This is a genomic window from Actinomyces glycerinitolerans, from assembly GCF_900098745.1.
Classification (GTDB): domain Bacteria; phylum Actinomycetota; class Actinomycetes; order Actinomycetales; family Actinomycetaceae; genus Actinomyces; species Actinomyces glycerinitolerans.
On record NZ_FQTT01000011.1, the window covers coordinates 149,637 to 174,937 of the forward strand.

Annotated in this window: 19 protein-coding genes and 3 tRNA genes; 6 read left to right on the forward strand and 16 right to left on the reverse strand. The window is 69.0% G+C overall.

What is annotated here, in order from left to right; translation table 11 throughout:
• Positions 1 to 237 precede the first annotated feature (237 nt).
• Positions 238 to 1,548 carry an anaerobic C4-dicarboxylate transporter family protein gene (locus tag ACGLYG10_RS09235; RefSeq protein ID WP_073330872.1) on the forward strand — a complete coding sequence of 437 codons (1,311 nt, stop codon included), beginning with the start codon at positions 238 to 240 and terminating at the stop codon, positions 1,546 to 1,548.
• Between the two features lie 30 nt (positions 1,549 to 1,578).
• On the opposite strand, the gene ACGLYG10_RS09240 is transcribed toward ACGLYG10_RS09235, so the two are convergent.
• The 4 genes from ACGLYG10_RS09240 to ACGLYG10_RS09255 form a co-directional block, all read right to left on the reverse strand.
• Positions 1,579 to 2,658, reverse strand: coding sequence for a sensor histidine kinase (locus ACGLYG10_RS09240; RefSeq protein WP_073330874.1), 1,080 nt, complete (start codon positions 2,656 to 2,658; stop codon positions 1,579 to 1,581).
• Between the two features lie 60 nt (positions 2,659 to 2,718).
• Entirely contained in the window at positions 2,719 to 3,387 is a 669-nt protein-coding gene (locus tag ACGLYG10_RS09245) for a response regulator transcription factor (RefSeq protein WP_073330876.1), read from the reverse strand.
• 97 nt (positions 3,388 to 3,484) lie between these two features.
• Positions 3,485 to 4,543 (reverse strand): adenylate/guanylate cyclase domain-containing protein, encoded by a 1,059-nt coding sequence (locus ACGLYG10_RS09250; RefSeq protein WP_073331392.1) that lies wholly within the window; start codon positions 4,541 to 4,543, stop codon positions 3,485 to 3,487.
• 140 nt (positions 4,544 to 4,683) lie between these two features.
• The gene (locus ACGLYG10_RS09255) at positions 4,684 to 5,628 is read right to left on the reverse strand and encodes a biotin--[acetyl-CoA-carboxylase] ligase (protein WP_073330878.1); all 945 of its coding nucleotides are present in this window, start codon (positions 5,626 to 5,628) and stop codon (positions 4,684 to 4,686) included.
• Positions 5,629 to 6,400: 772 nt separating this feature from the next.
• Between ACGLYG10_RS09255 and ACGLYG10_RS09260 the strand changes: the two genes are divergently transcribed.
• The gene (locus tag ACGLYG10_RS09260; RefSeq protein ID WP_073330880.1) at positions 6,401 to 7,057 is read left to right on the forward strand and encodes a Maf family protein; all 657 of its coding nucleotides are present in this window, start codon (positions 6,401 to 6,403) and stop codon (positions 7,055 to 7,057) included.
• Between the two features lie 6 nt (positions 7,058 to 7,063).
• Here the strand turns inward: ACGLYG10_RS09260 and ACGLYG10_RS09265 are convergent, their stop codons facing one another.
• The 5 genes from ACGLYG10_RS09265 to ACGLYG10_RS09285 form a co-directional block, all read right to left on the reverse strand.
• Entirely contained in the window at positions 7,064 to 7,897 is an 834-nt protein-coding gene (locus tag ACGLYG10_RS09265) for a MaoC/PaaZ C-terminal domain-containing protein (protein WP_073330883.1), read from the reverse strand.
• 104 nt (positions 7,898 to 8,001) lie between these two features.
• A complete protein-coding gene (gene rpmG / locus ACGLYG10_RS09270; RefSeq protein ID WP_073330885.1) occupies positions 8,002 to 8,169 on the reverse strand; it encodes a 50S ribosomal protein L33 in 168 nt (55 codons plus the stop codon).
• A 58-nt stretch (positions 8,170 to 8,227) separates the two neighbouring features.
• Positions 8,228 to 8,301, reverse strand: a tRNA-Met gene (locus tag ACGLYG10_RS09275).
• 40 nt (positions 8,302 to 8,341) lie between these two features.
• Positions 8,342 to 8,414, reverse strand: a tRNA-Thr gene (locus ACGLYG10_RS09280).
• A gap of 119 nt (positions 8,415 to 8,533) precedes the next feature.
• Positions 8,534 to 8,618, reverse strand: a tRNA-Tyr gene (locus tag ACGLYG10_RS09285).
• A 174-nt stretch (positions 8,619 to 8,792) separates the two neighbouring features.
• On the opposite strand from ACGLYG10_RS09285, the gene ACGLYG10_RS09290 reads away from it, so the two are divergent.
• Positions 8,793 to 9,539, forward strand: coding sequence for a hypothetical protein (locus ACGLYG10_RS09290; protein ID WP_139240938.1), 747 nt, complete (start codon positions 8,793 to 8,795; stop codon positions 9,537 to 9,539).
• 42 nt (positions 9,540 to 9,581) lie between these two features.
• Here ACGLYG10_RS09290 and htpX read toward each other — a convergent pair whose 3' ends face one another.
• The 3 genes from htpX to ACGLYG10_RS09305 form a co-directional block, all read right to left on the reverse strand.
• Positions 9,582 to 10,445, reverse strand: a complete 864-nt coding sequence (htpX, locus tag ACGLYG10_RS09295) for a zinc metalloprotease HtpX (RefSeq protein ID WP_073330890.1) — start codon at positions 10,443 to 10,445, stop codon at positions 9,582 to 9,584.
• A 51-nt stretch (positions 10,446 to 10,496) separates the two neighbouring features.
• Entirely contained in the window at positions 10,497 to 11,612 is a 1,116-nt protein-coding gene (gene ald, locus ACGLYG10_RS09300; protein WP_073330893.1) for an alanine dehydrogenase, read from the reverse strand.
• A gap of 73 nt (positions 11,613 to 11,685) precedes the next feature.
• Positions 11,686 to 13,173 (reverse strand): FAD-dependent oxidoreductase, encoded by a 1,488-nt coding sequence (locus ACGLYG10_RS09305; protein ID WP_073330896.1) that lies wholly within the window; start codon positions 13,171 to 13,173, stop codon positions 11,686 to 11,688.
• 1,209 nt (positions 13,174 to 14,382) lie between these two features.
• Here ACGLYG10_RS09305 and ACGLYG10_RS09310 point away from each other — a divergent pair.
• The 3 genes from ACGLYG10_RS09310 to ACGLYG10_RS09320 all read left to right on the forward strand — a co-directional run bounded on the left by ACGLYG10_RS09310 (position 14,383) and on the right by ACGLYG10_RS09320 (position 18,951).
• Complete coding sequence (locus ACGLYG10_RS09310; RefSeq protein ID WP_139240939.1) at positions 14,383 to 15,738, forward strand: hypothetical protein; 1,356 nt, start codon at positions 14,383 to 14,385, stop codon at positions 15,736 to 15,738.
• Positions 15,739 to 15,904: 166 nt separating this feature from the next.
• On the forward strand, positions 15,905 to 17,380 hold the full coding sequence (locus tag ACGLYG10_RS09315; protein WP_073330901.1) for a hypothetical protein: 1,476 nt from the start codon (positions 15,905 to 15,907) through the stop codon (positions 17,378 to 17,380).
• Between the two features lie 89 nt (positions 17,381 to 17,469).
• Complete coding sequence (locus ACGLYG10_RS09320) at positions 17,470 to 18,951, forward strand: hypothetical protein (protein WP_139240940.1); 1,482 nt, start codon at positions 17,470 to 17,472, stop codon at positions 18,949 to 18,951.
• A gap of 68 nt (positions 18,952 to 19,019) precedes the next feature.
• Here ACGLYG10_RS09320 and ACGLYG10_RS09325 read toward each other — a convergent pair whose 3' ends face one another.
• Genes ACGLYG10_RS09325 through nuoL form a run of 4 tightly spaced genes read right to left on the reverse strand, consistent with a single transcriptional unit; the run spans position 19,020 to position 25,298 of the window.
• Complete coding sequence (locus tag ACGLYG10_RS09325; RefSeq protein WP_073330906.1) at positions 19,020 to 20,126, reverse strand: polyprenyl synthetase family protein; 1,107 nt, start codon at positions 20,124 to 20,126, stop codon at positions 19,020 to 19,022.
• The gene (nuoN, locus tag ACGLYG10_RS09330; protein WP_073330909.1) at positions 20,123 to 21,688 is read right to left on the reverse strand and encodes an NADH-quinone oxidoreductase subunit NuoN; all 1,566 of its coding nucleotides are present in this window, start codon (positions 21,686 to 21,688) and stop codon (positions 20,123 to 20,125) included. The genes ACGLYG10_RS09325 and nuoN overlap by 4 nt, the downstream gene beginning before the upstream one ends.
• Positions 21,685 to 23,256 (reverse strand): NADH-quinone oxidoreductase subunit M, encoded by a 1,572-nt coding sequence (locus ACGLYG10_RS09335; RefSeq protein ID WP_073330911.1) that lies wholly within the window; start codon positions 23,254 to 23,256, stop codon positions 21,685 to 21,687. Before ACGLYG10_RS09335 ends, nuoN begins: the two co-directional genes overlap by 4 nt.
• A gap of 17 nt (positions 23,257 to 23,273) precedes the next feature.
• Positions 23,274 to 25,298: an NADH-quinone oxidoreductase subunit L gene (nuoL, locus tag ACGLYG10_RS09340; RefSeq protein WP_073330914.1), complete on the reverse strand. Its 2,025-nt coding sequence runs from the start codon at positions 25,296 to 25,298 to the stop codon at positions 23,274 to 23,276.
• Between the last annotated feature and the right edge of the window lie 3 nt (positions 25,299 to 25,301).

Below are 25,301 nucleotides of genomic sequence, written 5' to 3' on the forward strand. Positions count from 1 at the left end.
GCGCCACTGTTATCAGGCCAACGACAACCAAAAGCTGACACATCCGAGCACTCAAAACTCGCACACGGCAAACCGAGTATGGCTACGATCACATCAGGCTGTCGTCATCCTCCTACCGCTTCTCCCAACGACACCTGACTGAGTCCCTGCCAGGCCAGCACCGGTGAAGACAACGCAGGCGTTGCGCGGAAAGCCGGCCGACGGCAGCTCTGGCCCCCACCCCGAAAGGAGACCACGATGATCTGGTTCCATCTGGCCGTCGTCTTACTGTTCATAATCATCGGTGCCCGCATGGGCGGTGTCGGCATCGGTCTGGCCGGCGGCGCCGGCATCCTGGTGCTGGTACTGACCGGCGTGCACACCTCCACCGATGACGCCCCCTGGGAGGTCATCGGCATCATCATGTCGGTGATCTGCACGGTTGCGGCGCTGCAACTCGCCGGAGCCATGGACCACCTGGTCCACCTCACCGAGGTGCTACTGCGCAAGCACCCCAAGCAGATCGTCTTCCTCGCGCCAATCGTCACCTACCTGATGTCGCTGCTGTGCGGCACCGGACACACCGCCTACTCCGTCATCCCCGTCATTGTGGACGTGGCCAAGGGGCACGGCATCCGCCCCTCACGGCCACTGTCCATCGCCGTGGTCGCCTCCCAGGTGGGCGTGGCCGCCTCCCCCATCTCCGCGGCCATGGTGGCCCTGGTCGTCGCCCTGGAGCCGATCAACATCGGCTACCTGCAGTGCCTGGCCATCGTCATCCCCACCACCTTCATCGGCTGCATGGTCGGCGCCGTCGTCGCCTACTTCCAGGGCAGCGAGCTGGAGGACGACCCGGTCTACATCGAGCGGAAGGCCAAGGGCCTGGTCAAGCCCTCCACCGCCGCGGCCTCCGACTACCAGGCCGCCCCCAGCGCGGTGCCCAGCCTGTTCATCTTCTTGGGTGCCCTCATCGCGGTGGTCGCCTACGCCACCATCTCCTCCCCCGAACTAAACATCATGTCCGACCCGCCGATGGGCTCCACCCCGGCGATCATGACCATCATGCTGGCCACCGCCGCGATCATCTGCACCGCCGCGAAGAAGCCGACCACCCAGATCGCCTCCCAGGACACGTTCCGCGCCGGCATGACCGCCGCCGTGTGCATCCTCGGTCTGGCCTGGCTGGGCAACGCCTTCGTCAACCAGTATGAGGAGACCATCTCCAACGCCCTGTCCGGCCCGTTCCAGGCGGCCCCCTGGCTGGTGGCGGTGTTCTTCTACTTCGCCGCGCCGCTGATGTTCTCCCACGCCGCCACCACCCGCGCGTTCATGCCGCTCATGGTGGCGCTCGGCCTGCCCGGGACGGCGCTGGTGGCCTCCTACCCGGCGGTGGCGAACTACTACCTGCTGCCCAACTACCCGACGACGGTCGCCGCCATGGAGATGGACGACACCGGCTCCACGCGCGTCGGCAAGATGGTGCTCAACCACCCCTTCGTGCTGCCGGGCACCGCATCCATCATCGTGTGCGTGGCCCTGGGCTTCCTCATCGCCCCGTTCATCCTCTGACCACGCCGCCCGGGGCGCGTAGGAATGGGCTCAGAGTCGCCGCCTACGGCCCACACTCACCAGCGCGCCCCGGGGCAGCACATTGTTGGGGTCCAGGGACTTGGGCACGGCGTTGAGCAGGATCGAGAAGACGGCGGGCTTGCGTTGAGACAGTTCGATGCGCCCGCCGTCGGCCTCCACCAGATCCTTGGCCAGCGCCAGCCCCACGCCGGTGGAGCCGTGCCCGGAGACGTTGCGTTCGAACACATTCGGGGCAATGTCCTCGGCCACGCCCTCACCCTCGTCGGCGACGTCGATGAAGACGCCGTGCCCACCGTTGGCGCTGCGCACGTTCACACTGGTGGTGCCGTCGCCGTAGCGCAGCGAGTTCTCAATGACGGTGGCCAGCACCTGTGCCAGCGACCCGGGCGTGGCCAGCACCGGCATGCCGACCTCGTCGGTGAAGGTGATCTCGCGTCCCGCCTCGTGGAATGCCGGCTCCCACTCCTCGCGCTGCTGGTCGAACAGGTCCTTCAGGTGCAGCGCCTCGGTGGTGCCGCCGCCGGTGCGCCGGGAAATGCGCAGCAGATCCTCCACCACGCCGGCGAGCCGGTCCACCTGCTCAATGCAGGCGCGGGCCTCCTCGCGCACCTCCTCCTGCGTGGACAGCAGCTCAATCTCCTCCAGACGCAGGCTCAGTGACGTCAGGGGCGTGCGCAGCTGGTGGGAGGCGTCGGAGGCGAACTGGCGTTCGGCGGCGATACGACCGGCCACGCGCTCGGCACTGCGCACCAGCTCGGCCTGCACCAGGTCGATCTCCTCGATGCCGGACGAACGCAGCCGCGGGCGCACCTGCCCGGATCCGAGCTGCTCGGCCTCGGCCGCCAGGTAGATCAGAGGGGCGCTGATGCGCCGCGACGCCCTGGCCGCGACGATGTAGGCGGCCACCAGCGCCACCGCTGCCAGACCGACCGTGGTCAGTACCACGACCATGATGACCCGCAGGTGGTCTTCACCGTCGGAGGAGGCTCGGGGGGCGACGGTGATCCATGCTCCGCCCAACGGCACCCCCAGGAGGAGGACGGCGACGGAGACCGCCGCCATGGTCATCTGCATCGCTCGGCGTTGCATTGTCCCTGCCTTCACAGACGGTCGCTTTGAGTTGTGGTCGGTTCCGGATCCGGCGTTCGGTCAGACCGCCAAACGGTATCCGGCACCGTCGGCCACGAGCAGTGCCGGGGCATCGGCGTCGTCACCCAGCTTGCGGCGCAGCCAGGTGATGTGCATGGCCAGCGTGTGCTCGGTGCCGGTCGGGTCCTCGCCCCAGACCTCCTTGAGGATGTCCTCGGTGGGCAGCACCTGGCCGCCGCCGCGCACCAGCACGCGCAGCAGCTCGAACTCCCGCGTGGTCAACTGGAGCTCATCCCCGCCGACGAATGCGCGGTGGGCGGCGATGTCCACACGGATGTTCCCGGCGACCAGCTCCTCCTCGATCGCCTCCCCGGAGGCACGCCGCACCTGGGCTCGCACGCGGGCGAGCAGCTCGGCCAGGCGGAAGGGCTTGGTCACATAGTCGTCCGCGCCGGCGTCGAGGCCAACCACCAGGTCGGTGTCCTCGCTGCGGGCGGTGAGCATGAGGATGGGGATGGTCAGTCCCTGGGCGCGAACCTGCCGGGCCACGTCCAGGCCGTCGATGTCGGGCAGGCCGAGGTCGAGGACGATGATGTCCGCCCCGTCCAGGTCTTCGAGGGCGCCCTTGCCGGTGCCGTGAGCGTGGACCTCATAGCCCTCACGGCCGAAAGCGCGGGCGAGCGGCTCGGAGATGGCGGGGTCGTCCTCAACGAGAAGCACAGTCGTCATGCGCAGGATCGTATGCGACCAAGGCGGCAGGCGTCATCCTCCCCGCGCAGGAGGTGTCCCGCCTCAGGACGGGGCGAATACCCGGGATCGGTGGGCCTCAGGCCAGGGCGAGCGCCCACGGGGTGACGTTGCCCAATCCCTTGGCAACCACCTCGTGGCAGGGGTGAACCGTGTACTTGTGGGCGTCCGGGCCGTTGAGAATGTCCATGGCGGTGGCCTCATCCATGCGGATGCCACCGGGCTCGGCGGTGTCCACCAGCCGGGAGGCGAGGTTCACAGGCGGACCGAAGACGTCCCCGGAGCGGGAGACGACCCGTCCCTGCACCAGGCTGGCGCGCACCCGCATCATCTCCGGGCCCGACTGGAGCTCATCGACGAGCGCGGTGACGACGTCGGCCGCCGTGGTCAGATCGTCGGCGATGTACATGACCGCATCCCCGATGGTCTTAACCACACGGGCGCCGCGGGAAGTGACCACGTCGCGGGCGGTGGACTCGAAGTCGTCGAGCATCTCCGAGAGCTCCAGCCTGCCCATGGTCTGGGCGCGCTGGGTGAAGGAGACGATGTCCACAAAGCCCAGGGAGCGGATCAGCGGGTAGAAGTCGGGTCCGGCGTCCTCCCGGCCCCGGCGGGAGACCTCCGAGTCGGTGCGGTCCAGCAGCGACGCCAGGTGCCGGCGCCACACGTAGATCAACTGCTGGGACAGGGAGTCGATCATCTCGTCAATGTGGTCCAGGGCCACCAGCCGCGCGGCAGTGTCGTCCAGGTGCAGGCGCTGGGAGATGTCGGCGACGAGGGTTTCCAATTGCCAGAGCACCAGCCGGTCCATGGTGAAGGACTGAGCGCGCAACAGTTCCAGGACGCTACTGGCGGCGAGCCCGCCCCCGGGCGCGTGCGCGGACGGCAGGCCGTCGTCGGTCTCGTCGATCAGGTCTGCGATGGTGCGCAGGGCTACGGCGTCCTGATCGGTGAAGCAGATTTCGTCGGGGTCGACGTCGGCGAAGCCCATGGCGCGCCAGAAGCGGCGGGCCAGATCCATCCCGGTGCCGGCGCGGTCGGCGATCTGCCGCAGGCTCAGGCTGGGGGTCCCCTGCAGTAGCCGCTGCTCGTGACCGCGAACCGTGGCCCAGGCGTCGTCGGCCGGGGCGCCCGCTATGGATGCGGCCTCGCCGGGATCGGAGTCCCCGGCGGGGGTGCTCGGGCCGGGCGTCTGCTGATGGGTCACCGCGCAAGAGTAGCGCACATCACACGCACGCGATCAATCGTTAGAGCAAACAGAAGGATTCGAAACTCCGGTCAGGCACCGCCGGCTCGGCCGGCCTCGCCGTCGCTCACATCCGCCGCACGCACGCCCGTCACCTCCCCCGCGGTGACGACGACGCGGCGCGCACCGGTGCCGTCGCCCACCTGCAGGACCAGGCCGGGGGCGAGGTCGACGGCGGTGCCGGTGATGGTCTCCGCGGGGCCGGTGACGCGCACGCTCTGTCCGAGGGTGGCGCAGGCGCCGCGCAATTGCGTCCCCAGCGCGCCCGCGCCGGCGTCCGGGTCGCCGTTGCTCGCCTCCCAGTCGGCGAGCAGCTCCGCCAGGTGGCGTCCGCAGTCCTCCAAGACCGCCGCGGCCGCGGGTGCGGGGGCGCCGAGTGAGGCCAGGGAGGCGGCCCAGGGCACCGGCAGCTGCGCGGCGGGCTGGGCGAGGTTGATGCCGATGCCGACGACGACGGCGGGTGCCTCGCCCCGGCGGGCCGGGGCGGCGGAGTCGGAGGCCTCGCTGCCACCGGGCGCGCCGATCAATTCCGTGAGGATGCCGGCGACCTTGCGGCTGGTCCCCCACCCCGGCACCTCCGCGGGCGCCAACGCCGCAGGGGTGGGCACGGCGACGACGTCGTTGGGCCACTTGGTGGCCACGCTCCAGCCGGTCGATTCCAGGCGGGGGGCGAGGGCGCGGGCGACGGCGAGGCCGGCCAGCAGCGGAAGCCAGGCCAGGCTGGCGGCGGGCACTAGCGGCCGCACCACGATCGAGGCGGTCAGTGCACCGGTGGGCGGCGTGGTCCAGGTGTGGTCGGCGCGGCCACGGCCGGCGGTCTGGGCGACGGCCCGCAGGGCGGACAGGTGGGGCCAGGCGGCGGACGCGGCGGGGTCGAGGGCGCCGTCGGGGCCGGTCAGCGCCAGCCGCAGGTCGGTGTTGGTCGAGCCGGTGCGCTCCACCACCACGAGCCGGCTGAACGGGGAGCAGGCGGTCATGCCACCAGCCTATGCGAGCACCGAGGTCGGTTGAAGGTACGGCCGAGGTGGTGGTGTCAGGGGGTGTTTGAGCGCCGGTGTTGGGGCCGGTCGTCGGTGTGATTGGTGCGCCCACTCGGCGGCCGGGGCGCCTGGCCCAGTGGTGTTGTTCGAGTCCCTGTGGTGAGTCTGCACACTCCAGAAGTGAGCGCCGCGACAGAATCCGCGGAATTGTGCGGATTTGACCTGCGGCCCTGGTGTCATGACAGTGCTCCAGTGTGCAACGAGGGCCTCGTTGCACACTGGAGCGATGTCACCGGATTCGGGCCGCGAAACCACTTCCGCGTATTTCCAGGGGAAAACGGCGGTCAGCCGAGTCTGCTCGGATCACCCTTGCGTGCAGACCGGCGCTAGTTCGTGTTGCGTTAGTCGGGGTGGTGTTGGCGTGGTGGTGTTGTCGTGGTGTGTGGGATGGAGTGAGGCTTTCGGGGTATCACGGGTGGCGTGAAAATGCCACGGGGCTTGCCCCTGTGGGCCTGGCACCGCTCCGGTTGGACCGCCCACGCCCCCTTGGACCGCCCACGCCCCCTTGGACCGCCAACGCCCCGTTGGACCGCTGTAACCGGCGGCTACGGCGGTCCAACGGGGGAACAGGGGTCCAACGGGGGGAACAGGGGTCCAACGGGCGGGTCGACAGCCGCGCACGCAGACACCGGGGCTTGCCCCGACGCTCCCGTACTACGCCCTACGGTCACGAACCACACCCCTGACTTACTCATCTAGGCTTGAGCCCGTGCTTGTTCTGGCATCTCAGTCCACCGGTCGGCTGGCGACCCTGCGCGCAGCCGGTGTCGATCCGCAAGTGCTGGTATCGGACGTCGACGAATCCCGCGTCCTGGCCGACCTCGCCGACGCCCACGCGGCCGCCGATGCTCCCGCCCCCACGCCCACCGAGCAGGTGCAGGCGCTGGCGCGGGCAAAGGCGCTGGATGTGGCCGGTGGCCTCCCGCCCGCCGCGGTGGAGGCGGACCCGGACCTGGTGGTGGTCGGCTGTGACTCCATGCTGGAGATCGATGGCGCGGTGGTGGGCAAGCCCGGCACGGCGCAGCGGGCCCGCGAGCGCTGGCTGACGATGCGCGGCCGCAGCGGCACCCTGCACACCGGTCACAGTCTGGTGCGCGCACGCGATGCGGCCACCGCCGAGGGCGTGTCCTCCACGATCGTGCACTTCGGCTCCCCCAGCGACACCGAGATCGACACCTACATCGCCTCCGGGGAGCCTCTGTGGTGTGCGGGCGCCTTCACCATCGACGGCCTGGGCGGCGCCTTCATCGACGGCGTCGAGGGGGATCCGCACGGTGTGGTGGGCATCTCTCTGCCGCTGCTGCGGCGCCTGCTGGCCCGCCTGGGCATCACCTGGACCGATCTGTGGTCCGCGCCGGCGCGCTGAGCCCGCTCAGCGCCGCACCAGCACGGTGCGCCCGGCGATGGTGAGGCCGCCGGCGGGGAGGACGCCGAGTCGGGCCGCCCCGCCGCCCGGCAGTGCGGCGGGGCCGGGGAAGCGCAGGTCGACGACGCCGGTCGTGGGAGTGAGGGCGAGGCTGAGTGCGCCCAACAGCAAGCCGTGGGCGACGAGTTCCTGCTCCCCCACGGCCAGCCCGGCTCGGTGGGCGGCACCGGGGTGGAGGTGGATGGGGTTGTGATCGCCGGTGGCGTCGGCCCAGGCGCGCACGTCCGCAGCCGTGATGGTGAGGGTCCCGGGCGTATCGACGTCGCGGAGCGCCGAATCGGTGTCGGCACCCGGCGGGTGCGGACCGGTGGGGACGGGAGGGGCGGTCGGCGGTGTGCGGCGGGCCAGGTCGTGGGTCACGCGGGCGCCAGCGGGCCAGGCGGGTCCGGCGTCGCGGACGACGACCGCCCCCTGCAGCAGTTCCCAGCCGCCGCGAGCAGTTCGACGAAGGCCGACCTCGGCGCCTCCGGCACCCGGCTCCTGGGGGCGATCGTCGGGAGCCTGGGCGCCGACCGGGGCGATCCGACAGCGGCGGTGGATGAGGCCGGCCGCGCCCGTCTCCATGGGGCGCTCAGGCGGCCGTTGCCCGGCGCTGTCCGATTCGAAGGCGCCGTCGCTGACCAGGTGCTCGGTCAGCCGCCCCAGTGCCAGGACTGCGGGCAGAAGCTGCTGCGCCGCGCCGGTTGCACGGGACCACGGCGCGGACCGGGCGGTGGCGACCGTCTCGCGCCCAGGGGTCGGCGCTGTGTGCATGAGTACGCGCGCTATGACGGCGGCCATGTCCGCGGCCGTCGCGGCACCCGGAGTCGCCGTCGTGGAGGTACAGCAAGGCCCCGACGACCTGGAGTCGTCGGGGCCTGTGCGCGCGGAGGGCGCCGCCATGATCAGCGGGTCTCGCGGTGCTCCGTGTGCTTGCCGCAGCGCGGGCAGAACTTCGACAGAGACAGCCGGTCCGGGGTGTTCCGGCGGTTCTTCTTGGTGATGTAGTTGCGCTCCTTGCACTCCGAGCACGCCAGAGTGATCTTGGGGCGAACGTCGCTGGACTTAGCCACGTAACTCTCCTCTCAGTGATCCTCGAGCGGCCCTTGGGGTGCCATGCTCGAACTTGCGTAGCGGGGGAGGGACTCGAACCCTCGACCTCACGATTATGAGTCGTGCGCTCTAACCAGCTGAGCTACCTCGCCAGATGACACGTCAGGGGCCCGTAGGCCCCCGCAGTATCAGAGCCCCGAAAGGGATTCGAACCCTTGACCTTCTCCTTACCATGGAGACGCTCTACCGACTGAGCTATCGGGGCAACGAGCGGAACTTTAGGCAGATCGGATTCGCACACGCAACTCCGTTCGCCGTGGCTTCGCTCACCGCGGCCCCGCCTTGCGGGCGGGTCTGACTGCGTGCGCGCAAACGCCGCAACCATGGTGGCGGGTGAGGGATTCGAACCCCCGTAGCATACTGCGGCTGATTTACAGTCAGCTCCCATTGGCCGCTCGGGCAACCCGCCGGGCTCCGGGCTCGTCGTAGGCCGTTCTCACGACCTCACGTCCTCGCTCGGTGCCGTGGAAGGATAGCAAGCCGACGGCGGCGCACGCCAATCGCCGCCATAGGACCCTGCTCACAGCGACGCCGGTGCCACGTCCAGCCCCATCTTGACGCGATGCGTTCTAGAGTCGTTGCCATGTCGCAACCTCAGTCCCCCTACGGCCCCAACCAGCAGCCCGCTCCCCAGTCCCAGTACGGACAGGCCCCGTACGGTCAGCAGCAACCCGGGATGTCGACGCCGACACCCGGCGCTCCCATGCAGCAGCCCCAACAGCCCACGCGCCAGAAACGCCGGATCCCCACGATTGTGATCGCAGTGCCGTTGATCATCATCATCGGCGTCATCATCGGCGTGACTTCGCTCAATCGTCCCACCCCCGCCACCAAGGCCGCCACCGGGGAGTGCATCCAGGAACCGGAGGGCAAAAAGAGCAGCGAGGTCCACGTCACGGACTGTGACGCCGACGACGCCGCCTACAAGGTCACCGCGGCCGCCGGAGCCGACTGCACCACCGTGGCAGGTACAACCACCGTCTATGAAGACCTGTGCCTGATCGGCGTGAACGAGGACCCGAGTATCTCGTTGGCCGGCGTACAGGAGGGCGACTGCCTGCACATCAACGAGTCCACCCGGGAGGCCACGGCGCAGGACTGCACTACCGGGAGTCGTGAGGTCTTGAAGGTACTCACCGACGTCAAGGACTCCGAAATGGAGACATGGCCTGACGCCTGCTACAACGCCGGCGTCGATGATGACGCATACGACTATTGGTACGTGTGGAACTTCGACTTCTACAGCTCCAGCACCGAACCCAACCTGGGAAGCCTGACCGGAGACGACACCAACGACATCGTGTTCTGTCTGGGCACCGAGCAGCCCTGATCCCCCCCGGCCTAGGCACCGCGGCCGCGCCACGCCGCCGAATCAGTAGCCGGCCATCTGCTCCAGACGGGCGATGCGCTGGGCCATCGGCGGGTGGGTGGCGAACAGGCTCTTCACCCGACCGAAGGGGTTGGCGATCATCATGGCGCTGACCGGCTCCAGGCGCGGGTCCTGCGGCATGGGCGCGGCGGCCACGCCCGTCTCCAGCTTGTGCAGCGCACTGGCCAGGGCCAGCGGGTCGTTGGTCAGGACCGCGCCGTCGTGATCGGCGTCGTACTCGCGGGTGCGGGAGACTGCGAACTGGGTCAGGCTGGCCGCCAGCGGAGCCAGCAGCGCCAGCAGGAGCAGGACGAGCGCGTTGGAGTCGCGGCGGTCGCGACCCCCGCCGAACCACATGATGCCGGTGGCGATCGAGGAGATCACCCCGGCGATGCCGGCGGCGATCGAGCCGGTCAGGATGTCCCGGTTGTACACATGGGAGAGCTCGTGGCCGAGCACTCCCCGCAACTCCCGCTCATTGAGCAGCTGCAAAATGCCCTGGGTGCAGCAAACGGCGGCGTGCTGCGGGTCACGGCCGGTGGCGAAGGCGTTCGGGCTCACGGTCGGCGCCACGTACAGGCGGGGCATGGGCTGCCCCGCCGCCGTGGACAGCTCGCGCACGACGGCGTACATGACCGGCTGCTGCGCCTCGCTGACCTCGACGGCGCCCATGGAGCGCACCGCAAGCTTGTCGGAGTTCCAGTAGGAGTATGCCGTCTGCGCCACCCCGATCGCGGGCATGAGCAGCAGCCAGACGCTCGAGCCGGTGCCGCGCGCCAGCAGCCAGCCGATCAGGAGCAGCAACCCCCACAGTCCCCCCATGAGGACCGCCGTTTTAAGTCCGTTGTGGTGGTTCGTGCTGGTCATGTCGACGAGTGTATGAACACTCGCTGTGGCCTTGCTGGGAATGGGCCGTCTTCAGGCCAGCAGAGTGACCACGTCGGCGACGTCGAGGTCCAGGGCCTGACCGACGCCGTCCGTGTACAGGGCGCCGGCGTGGGTGGCCAGGCCGCGGGCGAGGTCGGACCGCTGCCGACACGCGTCGCGCCAGCCGTTGTCGGCCAGGGCGACGGCGTAGGGCAGGGTCGCGTTGGTCAGTGCGTAGGTCGAGGTGTAGGACACGGCCCCGGGCATGTTGCCGACGGCGTAGAAGATCTTGCCGTCCACCTCGTAGGTGGGCTCGGAGTGGGTGGTGACGTGGGAGTCCTCGAAGCATCCGCCCTGATCGATGGCGATGTCCACGAGCACCGAGCCCGGGCGCATCGCCTGGACCATCGCGTGAGTAATCAGTCTGGGGGTGCGAGAACCGGGGACGAGCACGGCCCCGATGACGAGATCGGCGTCGGCCACCGCGCCGGCCACATCCAGCGGGGTGGAGAAGCGCGTGCGGACCGTCCCGCCGGTCAGTTCGTCGATCTGGCGCATGCGGACCGGGTTGACGTCCATGACGGTGACGTCCGCACCCATGCCGGCCGCCACGCGGGCGGCGGCCAGGCCGGCGGTGCCACCGCCGAGGACGACGACGTTGCCGCGGCGCACACCCGCGGCTCCGCCCAGCAGCACACCGGAGCCGCCGCCCGGGGCGAGCAGGGCGTCTGCACCAACCTGCGCCCCGAGCCGCCCCGCGATCTCCGACATGGGGGCGAGCAGCGGCAGACCGCCGTCGTCGGTGGCGACCGTCTCATAGGCGACGGCGGTGACCCGCTTCGCCAGCAGGGCCTCGGTGAGCGCGCGGTCGGCGGCCAGGTGCAGATAGGTGAACAGCAACAGGCCCTCGCGCAGGTAGCCGAACTCGGCCGGAACCGGCTCCTTGACCTTGAGGATCATTTCGGCGTCGCCCCAGACGGAGGCCGCCTCGGCGGCGATGTCCGCGCCGGCGTCGAGGTAATCCGCATCGGTGATGCCGGCGCCCAGCCCGGCGCCGGCCTGTACGGTCACCTCATGCCCGTGGCGAACCAGCGTGTCCACGCCTGCCGGCGTGAGCGCCACGCGGTACTCGTGATCCTTGACCTCGGTGGGGACGCCGATGCGCATGGGAGGCTGCCTTTCTCTGGTTGGCGCCTGGTCAACAGGCCGGGGCGGCACAGCCTACCGCCCCGGCGGCGGGTCAGTCCCGCAGTCGGTGTGCGACCCGCTCGGGCACGCGGTCGGGGTCCGGCTGGCCGATGAGGTCGTCGGGAACCTCGGTGCTGCGGGAGATGGCGGTCATGGCATCCCGGGCGACGACCTTGACGCGCTCGCGCGGCTTGGACTCGCCCCCAGTGACGGTGACCTCGCCGTACTCCTCCCCCAGGTGGCGTTCGTAGGCGTCCAGCAGCTCCCAACCCTCCCAGGTGGTGTAGGGCACGTCGCGGGAGTCGAGCAGCGCCAGCAGGGCGTCGTGGCCGACCTGGGACTCGTCCTCCGTGGTGGCGTGCAGCAGGCCGGCGTTGGCGTCGGCGACCAGGTTCGTGATCGTCTCCTGGGCGTCGGACTTGGTGGAGCCGATCAGGCCGACCGGGCCGCGGCGGATCCAGCCGGTGGCGTAGATGCCGGTGAGCGGTTCACCGTCATCGCCGAGCACGCGGCCGCCGGCGTTGGGGATCACGTGCCGGTCGGCGTCGAAGGGCAGGCCCTCGATCGGGCTGCCGGCGTAGCCGACGGCGCGGTAGACGGCCTGCACCGGCCAGTCCCGGAACTCGCCGGTGCCGGAGACGGTGCCGTCGCCGTTGAGGCGGGTGCGTTCGGTGCGCAGGGCGCGCACATGCCCGGCGTCGTCGGTGAGGATGGCGGCCGGCGCCTGGAACAGGTGGATGTGGATGGTGCGGGAGGCGGTCAGTTCCTCGGGTTCCTGCATGGCGTAGTTCTCCAGGGCCTTGACCACCTGCCGCTGCTGGTTGGAGGCGGCCAGGGCCTCGCGGGAGCCCTCGTCGTACTCGAAGTCCTCCTCGTCGACGGTGACGTCCACGTCGGGCTGCTTGCCGAGTTCGCGCAGCTCCAGGGGGGTGAACTTCACCTGGGCGGGGCCGCGGCGACCGAATACGTGCACGTCGGTGACCGGGGACTTCGCCAGGGTCTCGGCCACATTCGCCGGGATCTCCGTGGTCATCAGGTCCTCCACGTGCTTGGCCAGGATGCGGGAGATGTCCAGGGCGACGTTGCCGACGCCGATGACGGCGACCTGCCGGGCCTCCAGCGGCCAGGTGCGCGGGTGGTCGGGGTGACCGTCGTACCAGGAGACGAAGTCGGCGCCGCCGTATGCCTCGTGCGCGTCAATCCCGGGGATGTCCAGGGGGGCGTCGGTGTCGGCGCCGGTGGAGAAGATCAAGGCGTCGTAGTGCTCGTGCAGCTCTGCGACGGAGATGTCGCGGCCGACCTCCACGTTGCCGATCAGCCGGATGTCGCCGCGCTGGAGGATCTTGTAAAGGGCCACGATGATCTGCTTGATGCGCGGGTGGTCCGGGGCGACGCCGTAGCGCACCAGCCCGTAGGGGGCCGGGAGGCGCTCAAACAGGTCGATATTCACGTCCAAACCCGATTTCGACAGGATGTCCGAAGCGTAGATACCGGCGGGGCCTGCTCCGATGACGGCAACATTGAGGGGACGTGCGTTCACTGCTCTTCGTTCCTGGTGACTACGGGTGGGCGGCCCCACGCGCACCGGGCGGTGCGCCGCTCAGGCCGGCCCAAGTGTATGCGGGTGTTCGCCGGTCGCGGTGTGGCGTGCGTCCCGCTCGCCCGACCAGCCTCCGCCGCTCCGCTCGCCGAAGTCGACACGAGTGGCGCACCGCGACCGATGCAGGCGGCGCATCACAGTCAAGGCCGAGCGTTTCCGGCTCTTCGTGTTTGTGGGTGTGGTGGGTGGGGTGTCTGGGTGGTGGTTTGTGTGTGTGCTTCGGCGGGTGCGATGAGCGGGGATGGGATAGTTCACCGCGAATCTCGGTGAATCTCGGTGAATCTCGGTGGATCACGGCGGACAGCGGCGGATCGTGCGTGACGGTTCGGGTGCTTGCGTGAGAGTTCGCGCCTTCGCCTGACGGTTCGTACGCTCGGGTCGACGGTTCGGCACATCCAGCGACGGTTCGTACGCTCTGGTCGACGGTTCGGCACATCCGGCGACGGTTCGTGGGATAGGGGTACGAACCGTCGCCGTTCATGCCGAACCGTTGCTGCTACCTGACGAACCGTCACCGGAACACACGAACCGTCCACCCCGCTACGCCACCCCCATGACGCCGACCAATGACGGCCCGCAAGTCAGAACACTCTGCCGCTGCACTCGGCAGTCCACCTGACCCGCGCCCGGCGGTGCGGGCCAGCGCCCGGCTGAGTGGCTCGTCGGCGTGGGCCTGGGCTTCAGGGACGGGGACCCGACCCCCGTGGCCCGGGGTTGGCGGGGCCCGTGTTCCCCGGCCGGCTGTGCTCCCGTGAGACGACCGCCATGTCGATTTACGACCTTGGGGTGCGAATCACGACCACCCCGGAGTCGTAAACCACACCCCAAGGTCAGAAACCAGCACTGACCAGCGCTTCGCACTCGAGGGTGCGACCGCACGGAACCACCACGCGGCAGGCCCCCTCGGACGCGGCACGCCATCCACGGGCCCGGCAGGCCGCCCTCGGGCACGGGAGATGGCCTTCGGGCACGTGAGGCTGCGCGCGGGCGCGGGAGAGGTCGTCCTCGGCAGAACTCGTTCTCAGGCCAACCAGAACACACCACCAGCCACACCCCCAAACACGAAGAGCCGCGTTTCCGCGGCAGGGACACACCAACACCGCCCGATATAGAATTGAAATAATTCTTTCGTTTGGATTGAGGAGTCTCATGAAGCGCCGTCATCTTCTCGGCGGAATGCTGGCAGCTGCCGCATTCCCCCTGACTAGCGCATGCCGCCCGCGGACGCCGTCGAGCGGGCCCACCGCTCGTACGCCCACTGCCGGAGCGAGCGCAGCACCCTCTGCAGCGTCCACCCCGCGTATTCCGACCGCCTTCGACGACGCCGGGAGTCTGCCGGGATCAGACTTCCGACCCGAGTCGTTCACCTGGCTCCGTGGCGGCTACCTCGTGGGCAGCAGCGGCAACACCTGGTGGTACGGGGATCCATCCGCCATGAACTACTGGTACTTCACAGCCGACGGCACCGACGCCGACTCCATGGAACTGGTAGCCATGGGCTCCGCCGAAGAGCTTCAGAACCTCGCACCGCAGGTCGGACCGGCTCAGATTCTCACCGACGAAATCATGGTCGTCGACGCCGCTGCCCACTTCGGCTATGTCGTCGTAACGGCGGTACGCACCGGGGTGACCCAGGAATCCGCCTGGCAGGCCCATCTGCTCAAGGTGGATCTGGAGGCTGCGGCTGTCGTGGCAGTGCTGCCGCTAGACGTCGACGCCGCAGTCGACACCACGATCGGCAACTGGGCGATGGCGCTAGACACCGACGGCATCAACCTGGGCGTCGGTACCGGGAGAATCCGTGGCGACACCCGCGTTTGGGCCATCAACACCGAGTCGATGGAGATTGCCCTTAAGGATCCGCATCAAGTTGGTTATGACACCTTCCATCAGGTCAACGGCGACGCCCTACTGACAGGCACGGCGAGCTCCCCCTACTCCGAGGGCGCCTACCCGCCCTACATCGTCTACTCGCTCGAGTCCGGCAACCTGGTCACCCAGGAGAACAACACCGACACCTACCTGCTCGGCCGCTGGCTGTATTGGCTGGAGACGGCCTTCGACGCCTGGCGCGTCATGGACGTGACCACCGGCGAGGAGGTGACCATGGCCGATCAGCCTCCCGTAGGCGCGCCGGACGCGCGCCCGACGGTGTGGGAGACGGGCGGTTATTCGGTCGTGCGCACCGACTCGGCGCTGGATGTGCGCCCCCTCGGTTCACCGACGGCGACACTATCCCTGTCTGCGGACGCCGGCGACACCATCCCCGCAGCGCTTGCCGTCCACCGCGGTGTGGTTTATGCAGCCTATCCCTCCGCCGCGCATGAGCTGCACCTGATCGATCTCGCCACCGGCGAAGAGCTGGCCACCGCCAGGCTCGGAACCGAGGAGGACGGAATCGATCGTGAGCCGCAGGCGCTAGCCGTCTCCGAGGTCGGTGCCGGCTACTTCTACAGCCGAGGCGGGGCCTGTACCTTCCACGCAGCCACCGACTGGCTGCACTGACCGGCAGCTCCCGGTACACAACGTCCTACCAGCCCGGGGGTGTCATTGGTGCCGGTCTTAGCAACAGGGCGGCGGGCAGCCCTGCCCATGGGCATATCGGGAGCACCCCGGGACACTGGGACCGTCTCCATCCCCGTCCCCGGGTGCAGGCCCGGTAGGAGTCTCGATGCGTCGACGCACTGTTCTAACCGCCGCCGCCTTGGGTGCCGTCGGGTCGCTCATCGGCTTGCCCGCCTGCTCCGTCTTCAACTCCCCCAGTGCGGCGCCGACGCCGTCACCGGCCATGCCGCCCGGCCCGGACGCCGTCCCGGATGCTCTGAGCGACCAGCACCTGTGGCCGGGTGGCTCTCACGTGCGCTCCACTGTCACCGCGGTGCGCGAACACTTCCTTACCGGGGCCGTTCAGGCCACCGAGGCCACGGCCTACGTCCAGGGGATGTGCCCGGTGGTGGTGGACCTGAACGGTCCCACCACATGGGGCGTCCTCCTCGACGACGACGGACGGTGGACCACTAGGCAGGTAGTGCCGGACAGCAAGGCCGGGCCGGGCGAGCGCGACCCGGACGACAACCAGCCCACGACCATGCTCGTCGCCGGTCCGGCGGTGATTGATGACACGCACGCCTACACCGTCGTGGCCGCTTTGGCCGGCGTGCCGTACAACCAGGAGTACTACTCCCAGCCCGACGACGCCTGCCCCGTCAGCCTGCTTAAGGTCGACCTGGCCGACGGGTCCCTGGATGCCGTAACCACCGTAAGCGAGAGCTGGCCGGCCAGCGCGATACGCCATCTCTGCCTGTCCTTCACACAGGACCGCGCCGGTCTCCTACTCACCGGCGCTCCCGACACCGACGAGGGATCCTTCCGTAAGGAGACATACGCCCACATCGGGCTGCGTCTGTCTACCGAAGATCTCTCCGTGGAGCTGGACAGCCACGACCTTCTGCGCGGCCGAGGCTACGACATGGTCTCCCCCTGTGGCCAGGCCGTGGTGGGCAAAACCGAATTCGGCCGAGAATGGCTGCTGGTCTGCCTCGAGGACGGCACGCTTATCAGGCCGTCTGAGGACGCCTACCCCCACCTGGTGCGGGATGGCTGGTTCTATTACCAGCAAGAGCGTTCCCTTCGTGCCCAGGAGCTCGGTTCGAAAGAAGCCATCACCGTGACGGACATGGACATTCAGACATCGAATGGGAGCTACTGGCCGGAGATCTACTCCGATCAACCGGAGATCATCCAGATCGGCAGGAGCTCGGCCTCGGGGATAGAAGCTCTCCGTGTGTTACGCCCCGGCCAGACCACCCCGATCGTGTCCTGGAATGGCGAGGACAAGGTGCCTGATGGCGCCTGCGTATGCGGGGATGTCCTCTATGCCTGGTACCAAGAGGACGCTAGTGGCCACTTGCGCGTGGAGATGATCTCGCTGAGTGAGGGGGAGGAGGGCGACGCCCTGGGCACGTGTGAGACCGGGGAGATGACGGTGACAGTGGATGACTCCCCTGTGGTAACCGCCTGGGGAGTTGCCGTAGGCGACCGCTTCTACGCGGCCACACAGTGGCTCGACGGCGTCCCCCAGCAGCCCACGGGGACAGCCAGTCCCGGCCCCGCATCACCCCAGGCCTCCTCCAGCCCGACCGGATAGCGGCACCTTCGCCGTCGTCCCCGGTGCCCATCCCACATCAGCAACCCACCGCTCGCCCAACACTCGCCATCAGGCATTTAGGAACAGCCATGCGTCGTCGTACCGTCCTAGCCACTGCCCTTGCCGCAACCCTTGGCTCCGGAGCTCTCGCCGGCCTCACCGCCTGTTCATCCTCCGGCAAAAGCAACGTCATAGCGCCCACCCCCTCGCCCGTTCCGGCTGCGACCATCAAGCAGCCGCCTGTGCCCGCGCCGCCGTCCTCCACCTCCTGCCCCTCAGGCTTCTCCTCCCGGGTACTGTGGCCCACTGCCAATGTGCCCTCCGCCATCACCGCTGTCCACGAGCATTACCTGGCAGGTACTGCTGAGATTAACGACGACCTACTCCCCGAAACCAACGGCCTGCGTCCCGTGGTGGTGGATCTCAATGGTCCCACCACCTGGGCGGTACTCCTGGACGAGGACGGGGAACTGATCACCAAGGAGGTCGAGCTCAAAGATTCTCCCGCAACGTCCCGCCTCGATCCCTTCGGCACCTCCGACGACTCCGCCTCTCCCACCCCCGGCCTTCCCTATACGGCGCTGAGCGCTGGCCCCGCCGTCATTGATGGCACCCACGCATACCTCGTGGTAGCCGCCGTTGACTATGCCTACCCCGGCGAAACCATCCGCGGTTCCATGAACTTCCCGGTCAGCCTGGTTAAGGTCAACCTGACTAACGGTGCTCTGGAGGCGTCTACAACGATCAGCGAAGGGCTGCCCATCAAGGACGTCATCGTGCCGACCAGCTCGCGCCGCCCGGGAGGCGGGCTTCGCAGCGGACTGTACCTGTCCCTGTCGCCGGACCGCACCGGCCTGCTGCTATCCGCCGATCCGTCCAGCGACTCCTACGACGCCCAGCCCTTGGGGCTGCGTCTGTCCACCGAGGATCTCTCCGTCGAGCTCGATGTCCTGGCCGACGTACCCATCCTTGGGCCGTTCGACCTTTACGGCGAGGCTGTGAGGATCAACAGCAGCGCAACCTCCGTCATCTCGCTGGCAGATGGACAGGAAGTATCCATAGAGGCCGCTGAACCGTTCTTCGCCTGGAACGGTTGGCTCTACTACTACGGCGCTCCCACACGCTCCGTCAACAACAGCTGCTACGCCCGCGAAATGGCAACAGGACAGACCATTGCCCTCGACGTCACGGACTCCTATTTCAACGGCTCAACCGTGTCCTATGCCATCGGCAGCTCGTATCACGTGCCAGGCATATTCAGCGACCAGCGCCAACTTCTTTTCACCGACGGCCCCTTTTACTACTTCGACCCACCGAGCTCGACCACCGGAGCTCCCGGCTGGGACAAGAGTCGGCCGGCACCGCAGGCCGCCTGCGTTTTCGGCGACGTGCTGTACACGGTTCCCGCGGCCGGGGCGGACACAACCGCCGACGTCGAGCTGACCTCGGTCACCACCGGCGAGCCACTGGGCGAGGTCGCCGGGGTGGGGATTGACTGGCCGATCGCGGCCACGGCTTGGGGCCTGGCATGCGGCGGCAGCTTCTACCCCGCCACCGCATGGCTGAACTGATCCCTGTCGCCATGTCATTTCTGCCGGTTCGGGTGCGCTACTTGTGCCGGTCTCGGCGCGGCTGACGGTCAGGCGGCGCGGTCCACCAGCAGATGGGCGAACTGCACCATGCCGTCGTGCACCAGCGCCGCCCGCTCCCGCGCGTCGGCCAGGGCGGCCTCGCGCGCAGATCCGGTCACGCCCGCGGCATCCAGACGATCCTTGGTACCGGCCAGCACAGTCTCTTCCAGTCCGTTCAGCACCGCGATCGCCTGGTCCGCCCAACGCGTCGCCATTTCCCGGGTGCGGCTCAACACCGGATGCACCCGAAGCTGGGCGACGAGACCGGCCAGGACCGCGTCGTCGGACAGGTCGGCGCTAGACAGGGTCGCCAGGATCGACTGCCCGGCGGCGTCCAGCTCGCCGGCGGCAAGCGCCTGACGCAGCAGCAGCACCGGCATGGTGTCCACGCCCTCCCGCAGGTCTGTGCCCGGCGTCTTGCCGGTGGTGGCGGCGTCGCTGGTCAGATCTATGCAGTCGTCGGCCAGTTGGAAGGCCACGCCGATCTTCTCCCCGAAGGCCTCCACGATCGCCTCGGTAGCCTCCCCCGCTCGGGTGAGCATGGCACCGTAACGGGCCGAGACCGCGATCAGTGAACCGGTCTTGTCCGCCAGCACCTGCAGGTAGTGCGCCACCGGATCGGTGCCCGCGGGGCGCGGCAGGGTCTCGTGCAGCTGCCCCATGCACAGCCGCTCAAAGGTCTTGGAGTGGGCCAGCACCGCCTGCGGTCCCAGCGCCGCCACCAGCTGGGAGGCGCGGGCCACCAGCACGTCGCCGGCGAGGATGGCGGCGGAGTTGCCCCAAACGGTCTGTGCGCTCGGGGCGCCGCGCCGCAGCGGGGCCTCGTCCATGACGTCGTCGTGGTAGAGGGTGGCGATGTGGGTCAGCTCGACCGCGACGCCGGCGTCTCGCACCAGCTCGCCCGTCGCCAACTCCGGGTCGCCCAGTTGGGCGGTCAGCAGCGTCAGCACCGGGCGCAGCCGCTTCCCACCGGCCGCCGCCAGGTGGGAGGTCGGCGGGTTGATCGTCGCGTCAGCGCTGCTGACGACCTCGAGCAGGCGCGTCTCGACGGTCTCGAGCTCCGGAACAATCCGTTCTTCGAGCTGCGGCAGGCTGAGTGGCAGCGTTCCAATCACGGCAGGAGCATAGCGGCGTCTGCCAGCGAGCCGAGCACGGCCTGCGGCAGCACGCCGATCAGGACGGTGGCGGCGGCCGCCAGACCGATCGTCAACGCGGCCGGGCCCATCGAGCCGACCACGACCACGCGGTCGCCGTCGGGCTCCCGGAAGAACATGAGCACGATCAACCGCATGTAGAAGAAGGCCGTGGCCACGGAACTGACGATGGCGACGATCACCAGCCAGGTGGCCCCACCGGCGATGCCGGCGATGAACACCTCGAACTTGGCCATGAATCCGGCGGTCAGCGGGATCCCGGCGAAGGACAGCAGAAACACGGTCATGGCGCCGGCCAGCCAGGGGCTGCGGCGGCCCAGGCCGGTGAAGGCCTCCAGGTCATTGGCTTCGGCACCGGGGGCACCGTCGTGGCTGGTGCGCACCAGGCCGATGATGCCGAAAGCGCCAACGGTCGCGATGCCATAGGTGAGCGCGTACAGCAGCAGGCCGCTCACGCCCATCCCGTTCCAGGCGATGATGCCGATGAGCATGTAGCCGGCGTGGGCGATGGCCGAGTAGGCGAGCATGCGCTTGACGTCCTTCTGGATGACGCCGACGACGGTGCCCACGGCCATGGTCAGGATGGCGACGGTCCACAGGAAGGGGGCCAGGTCCCAGCCGAGGGTCCCGCCGAGCACGTAGTAGAAGCGCACCAGGGCGAGGAAGGCGGTGGCCTTGACCCCCGCGGCCATGAAGCCGGTCACGGGGGTCGGCGCCCCCTGGTAGACGTCGGGGCTCCAGGCGTGGAAGGGGGCGGCAGCGGTCTTGAACAGCAGCCCGACGGTGACCAGGGCGACCCCGGCCAGCGCCAGCCAGTCCATGCCGGCCACTCCCCCACCGCCGATGGCCATGGCAATGACGCTGTAGGCCACCGAGTCGGACACGCCGTATAGGAAGGCGGCGCCCATGAGCAGGAAGGCGGAGGAGAAGGCGCCCAGCACGAAGTACTTCAGGGCGGCCTCCTGACTGAGCAGGCGGCGGTGGCGGGCCATGGCCGCCATGATGTACAGCGGCAGCGACACCAGCTCCAGGGCGACGAACAGGGTGATCATGCCGTTTGCCAGCGGGAACAGCATCATGCCGCCCAGCGAGAACAGGGTCAGGGGGAACATCTCGGTGGCGACCCAGCCGGCGTGGATGGATTCCTCCTCCTCGGCGCTGCCGGGCCGGTCGGCGGCCTGTGCGGCGAAGGCGCCGTCGTCGGCGGTGGTGCGGTCGGCCATGACCAGGACGGCCAGCAGGCCGATGGCCAGCAGAATGCCCTGGGCGGCCACCCCGAAGGGGTCTTCGGCGATGCCGGTGGTCAGCTCCCGGCCGCTGCCGACGGCCACGACAACACTCCAGCGTCCCGACAGGGCGACGGCGGAGGCGAGGATGGCCAGCAGGCTCAAGAGGGCCTGGACGGCCGGGCGGACGCTACGGGGCACGAAGGCCTCCACGAGGACGCCGACGACGCCCGCGCCCAGAATGATCAGTACCGGGGTGAGGCCGGCCCATTCAATGACCGGGGCGGTGAAGCTCACTTGGTGTTCCCTTCTGCGATCACGACGGCGACAGCGGGGTCGGCCGGGGCGGTGGGCACGGTGGCCAGAGCGGCGGTCTCGCCGGGGGCCTCCACGGCGGCGGCGACCTGGCCGGCGACGTCCTCGAAGGCGTCTGTCAGCGGTGCGGGTGCCAACCCGACGGCGAGCATGGCGGCGATCACCGGAACCAGGACCAGCTTCTCGCGTCCGTCCAGGTCGGCGCTGCCCACCCGCTCACGGGCGGGGGCGCCGGTGAACACCCGCTGGTAGGGCAGCAGCACGTACACGGCGGCGATGATGACGCCGAGCACGGCGACGACGCCGAGCGGCACCGACTTCGAGAAGGTGCCGGTCAGCACCATCCACTCCGGCACGAAGCCGCTCAGGCCCGGCAGGGCGATGGAGGCCAAGCCGGAGATGAGGAAGGTGCCGGCGATCAGCGGCATGACTCGCTGCATGCCGCCGAGTTCACTGATGGCCACGGTGCCCGTGCGGCGGGCGAGGAAGCCGGTGACCAGGTACAGCCCGGCGATCGACAGCCCGTGGGCGACCATGTAGACCATGGCGCCGGTGGCGGCGATCTGGCTGCCGACGAACAGGCCCAGCACCATGAAGCCGAAGTGGCTGATGGAGGTGTAGGAGATCAGCCGGTAGAGGTTGTCCTGCGCGACGGCGGCCAGGCCGCCGTAGATGATGCCGACCACGGCCAGCACCAGGATCACCGGGGCGGCCCAGGCGGATTCACGCGGGAACAGGGGCAGTACCAGGGCGGCCATGCCGTAGGTGCCGATCTTGTCCAGCACGCCGATCAGCAGCACGGAGGTGCCCGGAGTGGCCTGCTCGGCGGTGTCCGGCAACCAGGTGTGCACCGGCACCATCGGCGCCTTGATGGCGAAGGCGATGAAGAAGGACGCGAAGATCCAGCGGCCGGCCGTGGTGGAGGCGGTGATCTGGCCGACCAGGTTCTCAACCAGGTAGGCGCCCTCGCCGCGCGGCCCGTACACGTACAGGGCCACCACACCGACCAGCATGATCAGTCCGCCGGCCAGGGAGTACAGCAGGAACTTCAGAGCGGCGCGGCGGCGGCGCTCACCGCCGAAGCGGCCGATCAGGAAGTACACCGGCACCAGCATGGCCTCGAAGCAGATGTAGAACAGGAAGACGTCGCGGGCGGCGAAGATGACCACCACGAAGGCCTCCAGCACCAGCACCAGGCCGCTGAACAGGCCCTGCTGGTCGGCGGGGATCTCACCCCAGCTGGCCAATAGCACCAGCGGCACCAGGAAGGCGGTCAGCAGCAGCATGGCCAGGCCGAGGCCGTTGACGCCCAGCGCCCAGGACACGCCCAGCATCGGAATCCAGGAGTGGGTCTCGGTCAGCTGGATGGCGCCGGCCTGGGAGGCGTCGAAGACGGCGAGCGTCCAGATTCCCACGCCGAGGGTGGCCAGGGCGAACAGCAGGCCGATGACCCGACCCTGGCGGCGCAGCGGCGGCACGAGCCACAGCAGCAGTGCCCCGGCCAGCGGGACGATGGCCATGGTGGTCAGTACGGGGAACGTTGCATTCATGGGCTTGTCGTGTCCTCTCAGAACCTGCCGGCCAGGACGGCGATGAGTACGAGCACCGTTCCGCCGAGCATGTAGCCGGCGTAGGAGCGGACGCTGCCGGACTCGGTGCGGGCGGTGAGCCGGCCCAGCGCCGCGGTGCCCTTGGCGAGCCCCTCGACGGCGCCGTCGACGACGTAGTGGTCCGTGGCCCCGGCCGCCAGGACGAGTCCCTGGCCGGGCCGCATGGCGACAGCCTCGTTGATGGTGTCCTGGTACATGTCGTGGCGGGCGGCCTCCACCATCACGTTGGAGCGCTGCACCACCGTGGGCACCGCGCGGCGGACGTACATGACCCAGGCGACGACGGCGCCGACGATCACCAGGGCGAGGGTGGCGACCATGATGACGGTGGCCGGGAGGACCGGCTCGCCGTGCGCGCCCGCCTGCCCGGTGACGGGCTCCAGCCAGGTGACGAAGGTGTCGCCGATGCTCAGCGCCCAGCCCAGGCCGACGGAGAAGACCGACAGGACGATCAGCGGCAGGGTCATCAGCCAGCCGGACTCGTGCGGGTGGACCTCGCCCTCAATGTCCTTGGCCGTGGTCCAGCGGGGAGTGCCGTGGAAGATCATGAAGAACAGCCGCGACATGTAGAAGGCTGTGAGTCCCGCCCCCAGCAGGGCGATGGTGCCCAGGATCCAGGGACGGGCGCCGTCGCCGACGAAGGCCGCCTCGATGATCTTGTCCTTGGACCAGAAGCCGGAGAAGGGCGGAATGCCCATGATGGCGAGCCAGCCGATGCCCATGGTGATCCAGGTGAGCTTCATGGCGCGGCGCAACCCGCCGAAGCGGCGCATGTTCACCTGGTCGCTCATGGCGTGCATGACACTGCCGGCGCCGAGGAACAGCTGTGCCTTGAAGAAGCCGTGGGTGAGCAGGTGGAAGATGGCGAAGGCGTAGCCGACCGGGCCGAGACCGGCCCCCAGCATCATGTAGCCGATCTGGCTCATGGTGGAGGCGGCCAGCACCTTCTTCATGTCGTCCTTGGCGCAGCCGATGACGGCTCCCAGGGCCAGGGTGATGGCGCCGACGACGGCGACGGCCAGTTGGGCGTCGGGGGCGCCCTCGAAGACGGCACCGGAGCGGACGATCAGGTAGACGCCGGCGGTGACCATGGTGGCGGCGTGAATCAGCGCGGACACCGGGGTGGGGCCGGCCATGGCGTCGCCCAGCCAGGCCTGTAGCGGGAACTGGGCGGACTTACCGCAGGCGGCCAGCAGCAGGAAGAAGCCGATGGCGGTCAGCCAGCCGGTGGAGATGGTCCCCTCCTGGGCGGCGGGCAGCACCGCGTCGTAGGCGACCGAGCCGACCTGGGCGATGCAGGCCATCATGGCCAGCAGCAGGCCCACATCGCCGATGCGGTTCATGACGAAGGCCTTCTTGGCGGCGGCCGCGTTCTCCCGGCTGGTGAACTGCTCCGCCTGGGGGGCGTCGGCATCGGCGGTGTTCCAGAAGCCGATGAGCAGATAGGAGGCCAGACCCACGCCCTCCCAGCCGATGAACAGGGCGATGTAGGAGTCGCCGAGCACCAGGGTGAGCATGGCGGCGATGAAGAAGTTCAGGTAGGCGAAGAAGCGGCGGCGGTCCCGGTCGTGGGCCATGTAGGCCACCGAGTAGACGTGGATGAGAAAGCCGACGCAGGTCACCAGTGCCACGAAGGTCAGTGACAGCGGGTCCAGGCGCAGGCCCAGTTGCACGTTCAGGTCGCCGGCGCCGAACCAGCGCCACAGTGGTATGCCCAGGACCCGGTCGGCGGCGTCCAGGCCGAGCACCTGCGCGAGGATGATCAGGCCCAGGACGGCGCTGAAGAGCGATGCGGCCACGCCCAGCCAGTGGCCCCAGGCGTCGGCGGCCCGACCCGCCAGCAGCAGGATGGCGGCCGAGGCCGCGGGCACGGCGATCAGCAGCCAGGCCAGTGCGGCGGCGCCGGTGGCCGGGGCGGCGGCCCCGACGACGGACTCGGCGGCCAGCAGGCCGGTGGAGAGCACGAGAGGGGATGCGGTCATGGT

Coding starts and splice junctions, on each gene's coding strand:
- ACGLYG10_RS09235 (WP_073330872.1), top strand. CDS start 238: ATGATCTGGTTCCATCTGGCCGTCGTCTTACTGTTCATAATCATCGGT.
- ACGLYG10_RS09240 (WP_073330874.1), bottom strand. CDS start 2,658: ATGCAACGCCGAGCGATGCAGATGACCATGGCGGCGGTCTCCGTCGCC.
- ACGLYG10_RS09245 (WP_073330876.1), bottom strand. CDS start 3,387: ATGACGACTGTGCTTCTCGTTGAGGACGACCCCGCCATCTCCGAGCCG.
- ACGLYG10_RS09255 (WP_073330878.1), bottom strand. CDS start 5,628: ATGACCGCCTGCTCCCCGTTCAGCCGGCTCGTGGTGGTGGAGCGCACC.
- ACGLYG10_RS09265 (WP_073330883.1), bottom strand. CDS start 7,897: ATGGCCGCCGTCATAGCGCGCGTACTCATGCACACAGCGCCGACCCCT.
- ACGLYG10_RS09290 (WP_139240938.1), top strand. CDS start 8,793: ATGTCGCAACCTCAGTCCCCCTACGGCCCCAACCAGCAGCCCGCTCCC.
- htpX (WP_073330890.1), bottom strand. CDS start 10,445: ATGACCAGCACGAACCACCACAACGGACTTAAAACGGCGGTCCTCATG.
- ald (WP_073330893.1), bottom strand. CDS start 11,612: ATGCGCATCGGCGTCCCCACCGAGGTCAAGGATCACGAGTACCGCGTG.
- ACGLYG10_RS09310 (WP_139240939.1), top strand. CDS start 14,383: ATGAAGCGCCGTCATCTTCTCGGCGGAATGCTGGCAGCTGCCGCATTC.
- ACGLYG10_RS09315 (WP_073330901.1), top strand. CDS start 15,905: ATGCGTCGACGCACTGTTCTAACCGCCGCCGCCTTGGGTGCCGTCGGG.
- ACGLYG10_RS09320 (WP_139240940.1), top strand. CDS start 17,470: ATGCGTCGTCGTACCGTCCTAGCCACTGCCCTTGCCGCAACCCTTGGC.
- ACGLYG10_RS09335 (WP_073330911.1), bottom strand. CDS start 23,256: ATGAATGCAACGTTCCCCGTACTGACCACCATGGCCATCGTCCCGCTG.
- nuoL (WP_073330914.1), bottom strand. CDS start 25,298: ATGACCGCATCCCCTCTCGTGCTCTCCACCGGCCTGCTGGCCGCCGAG.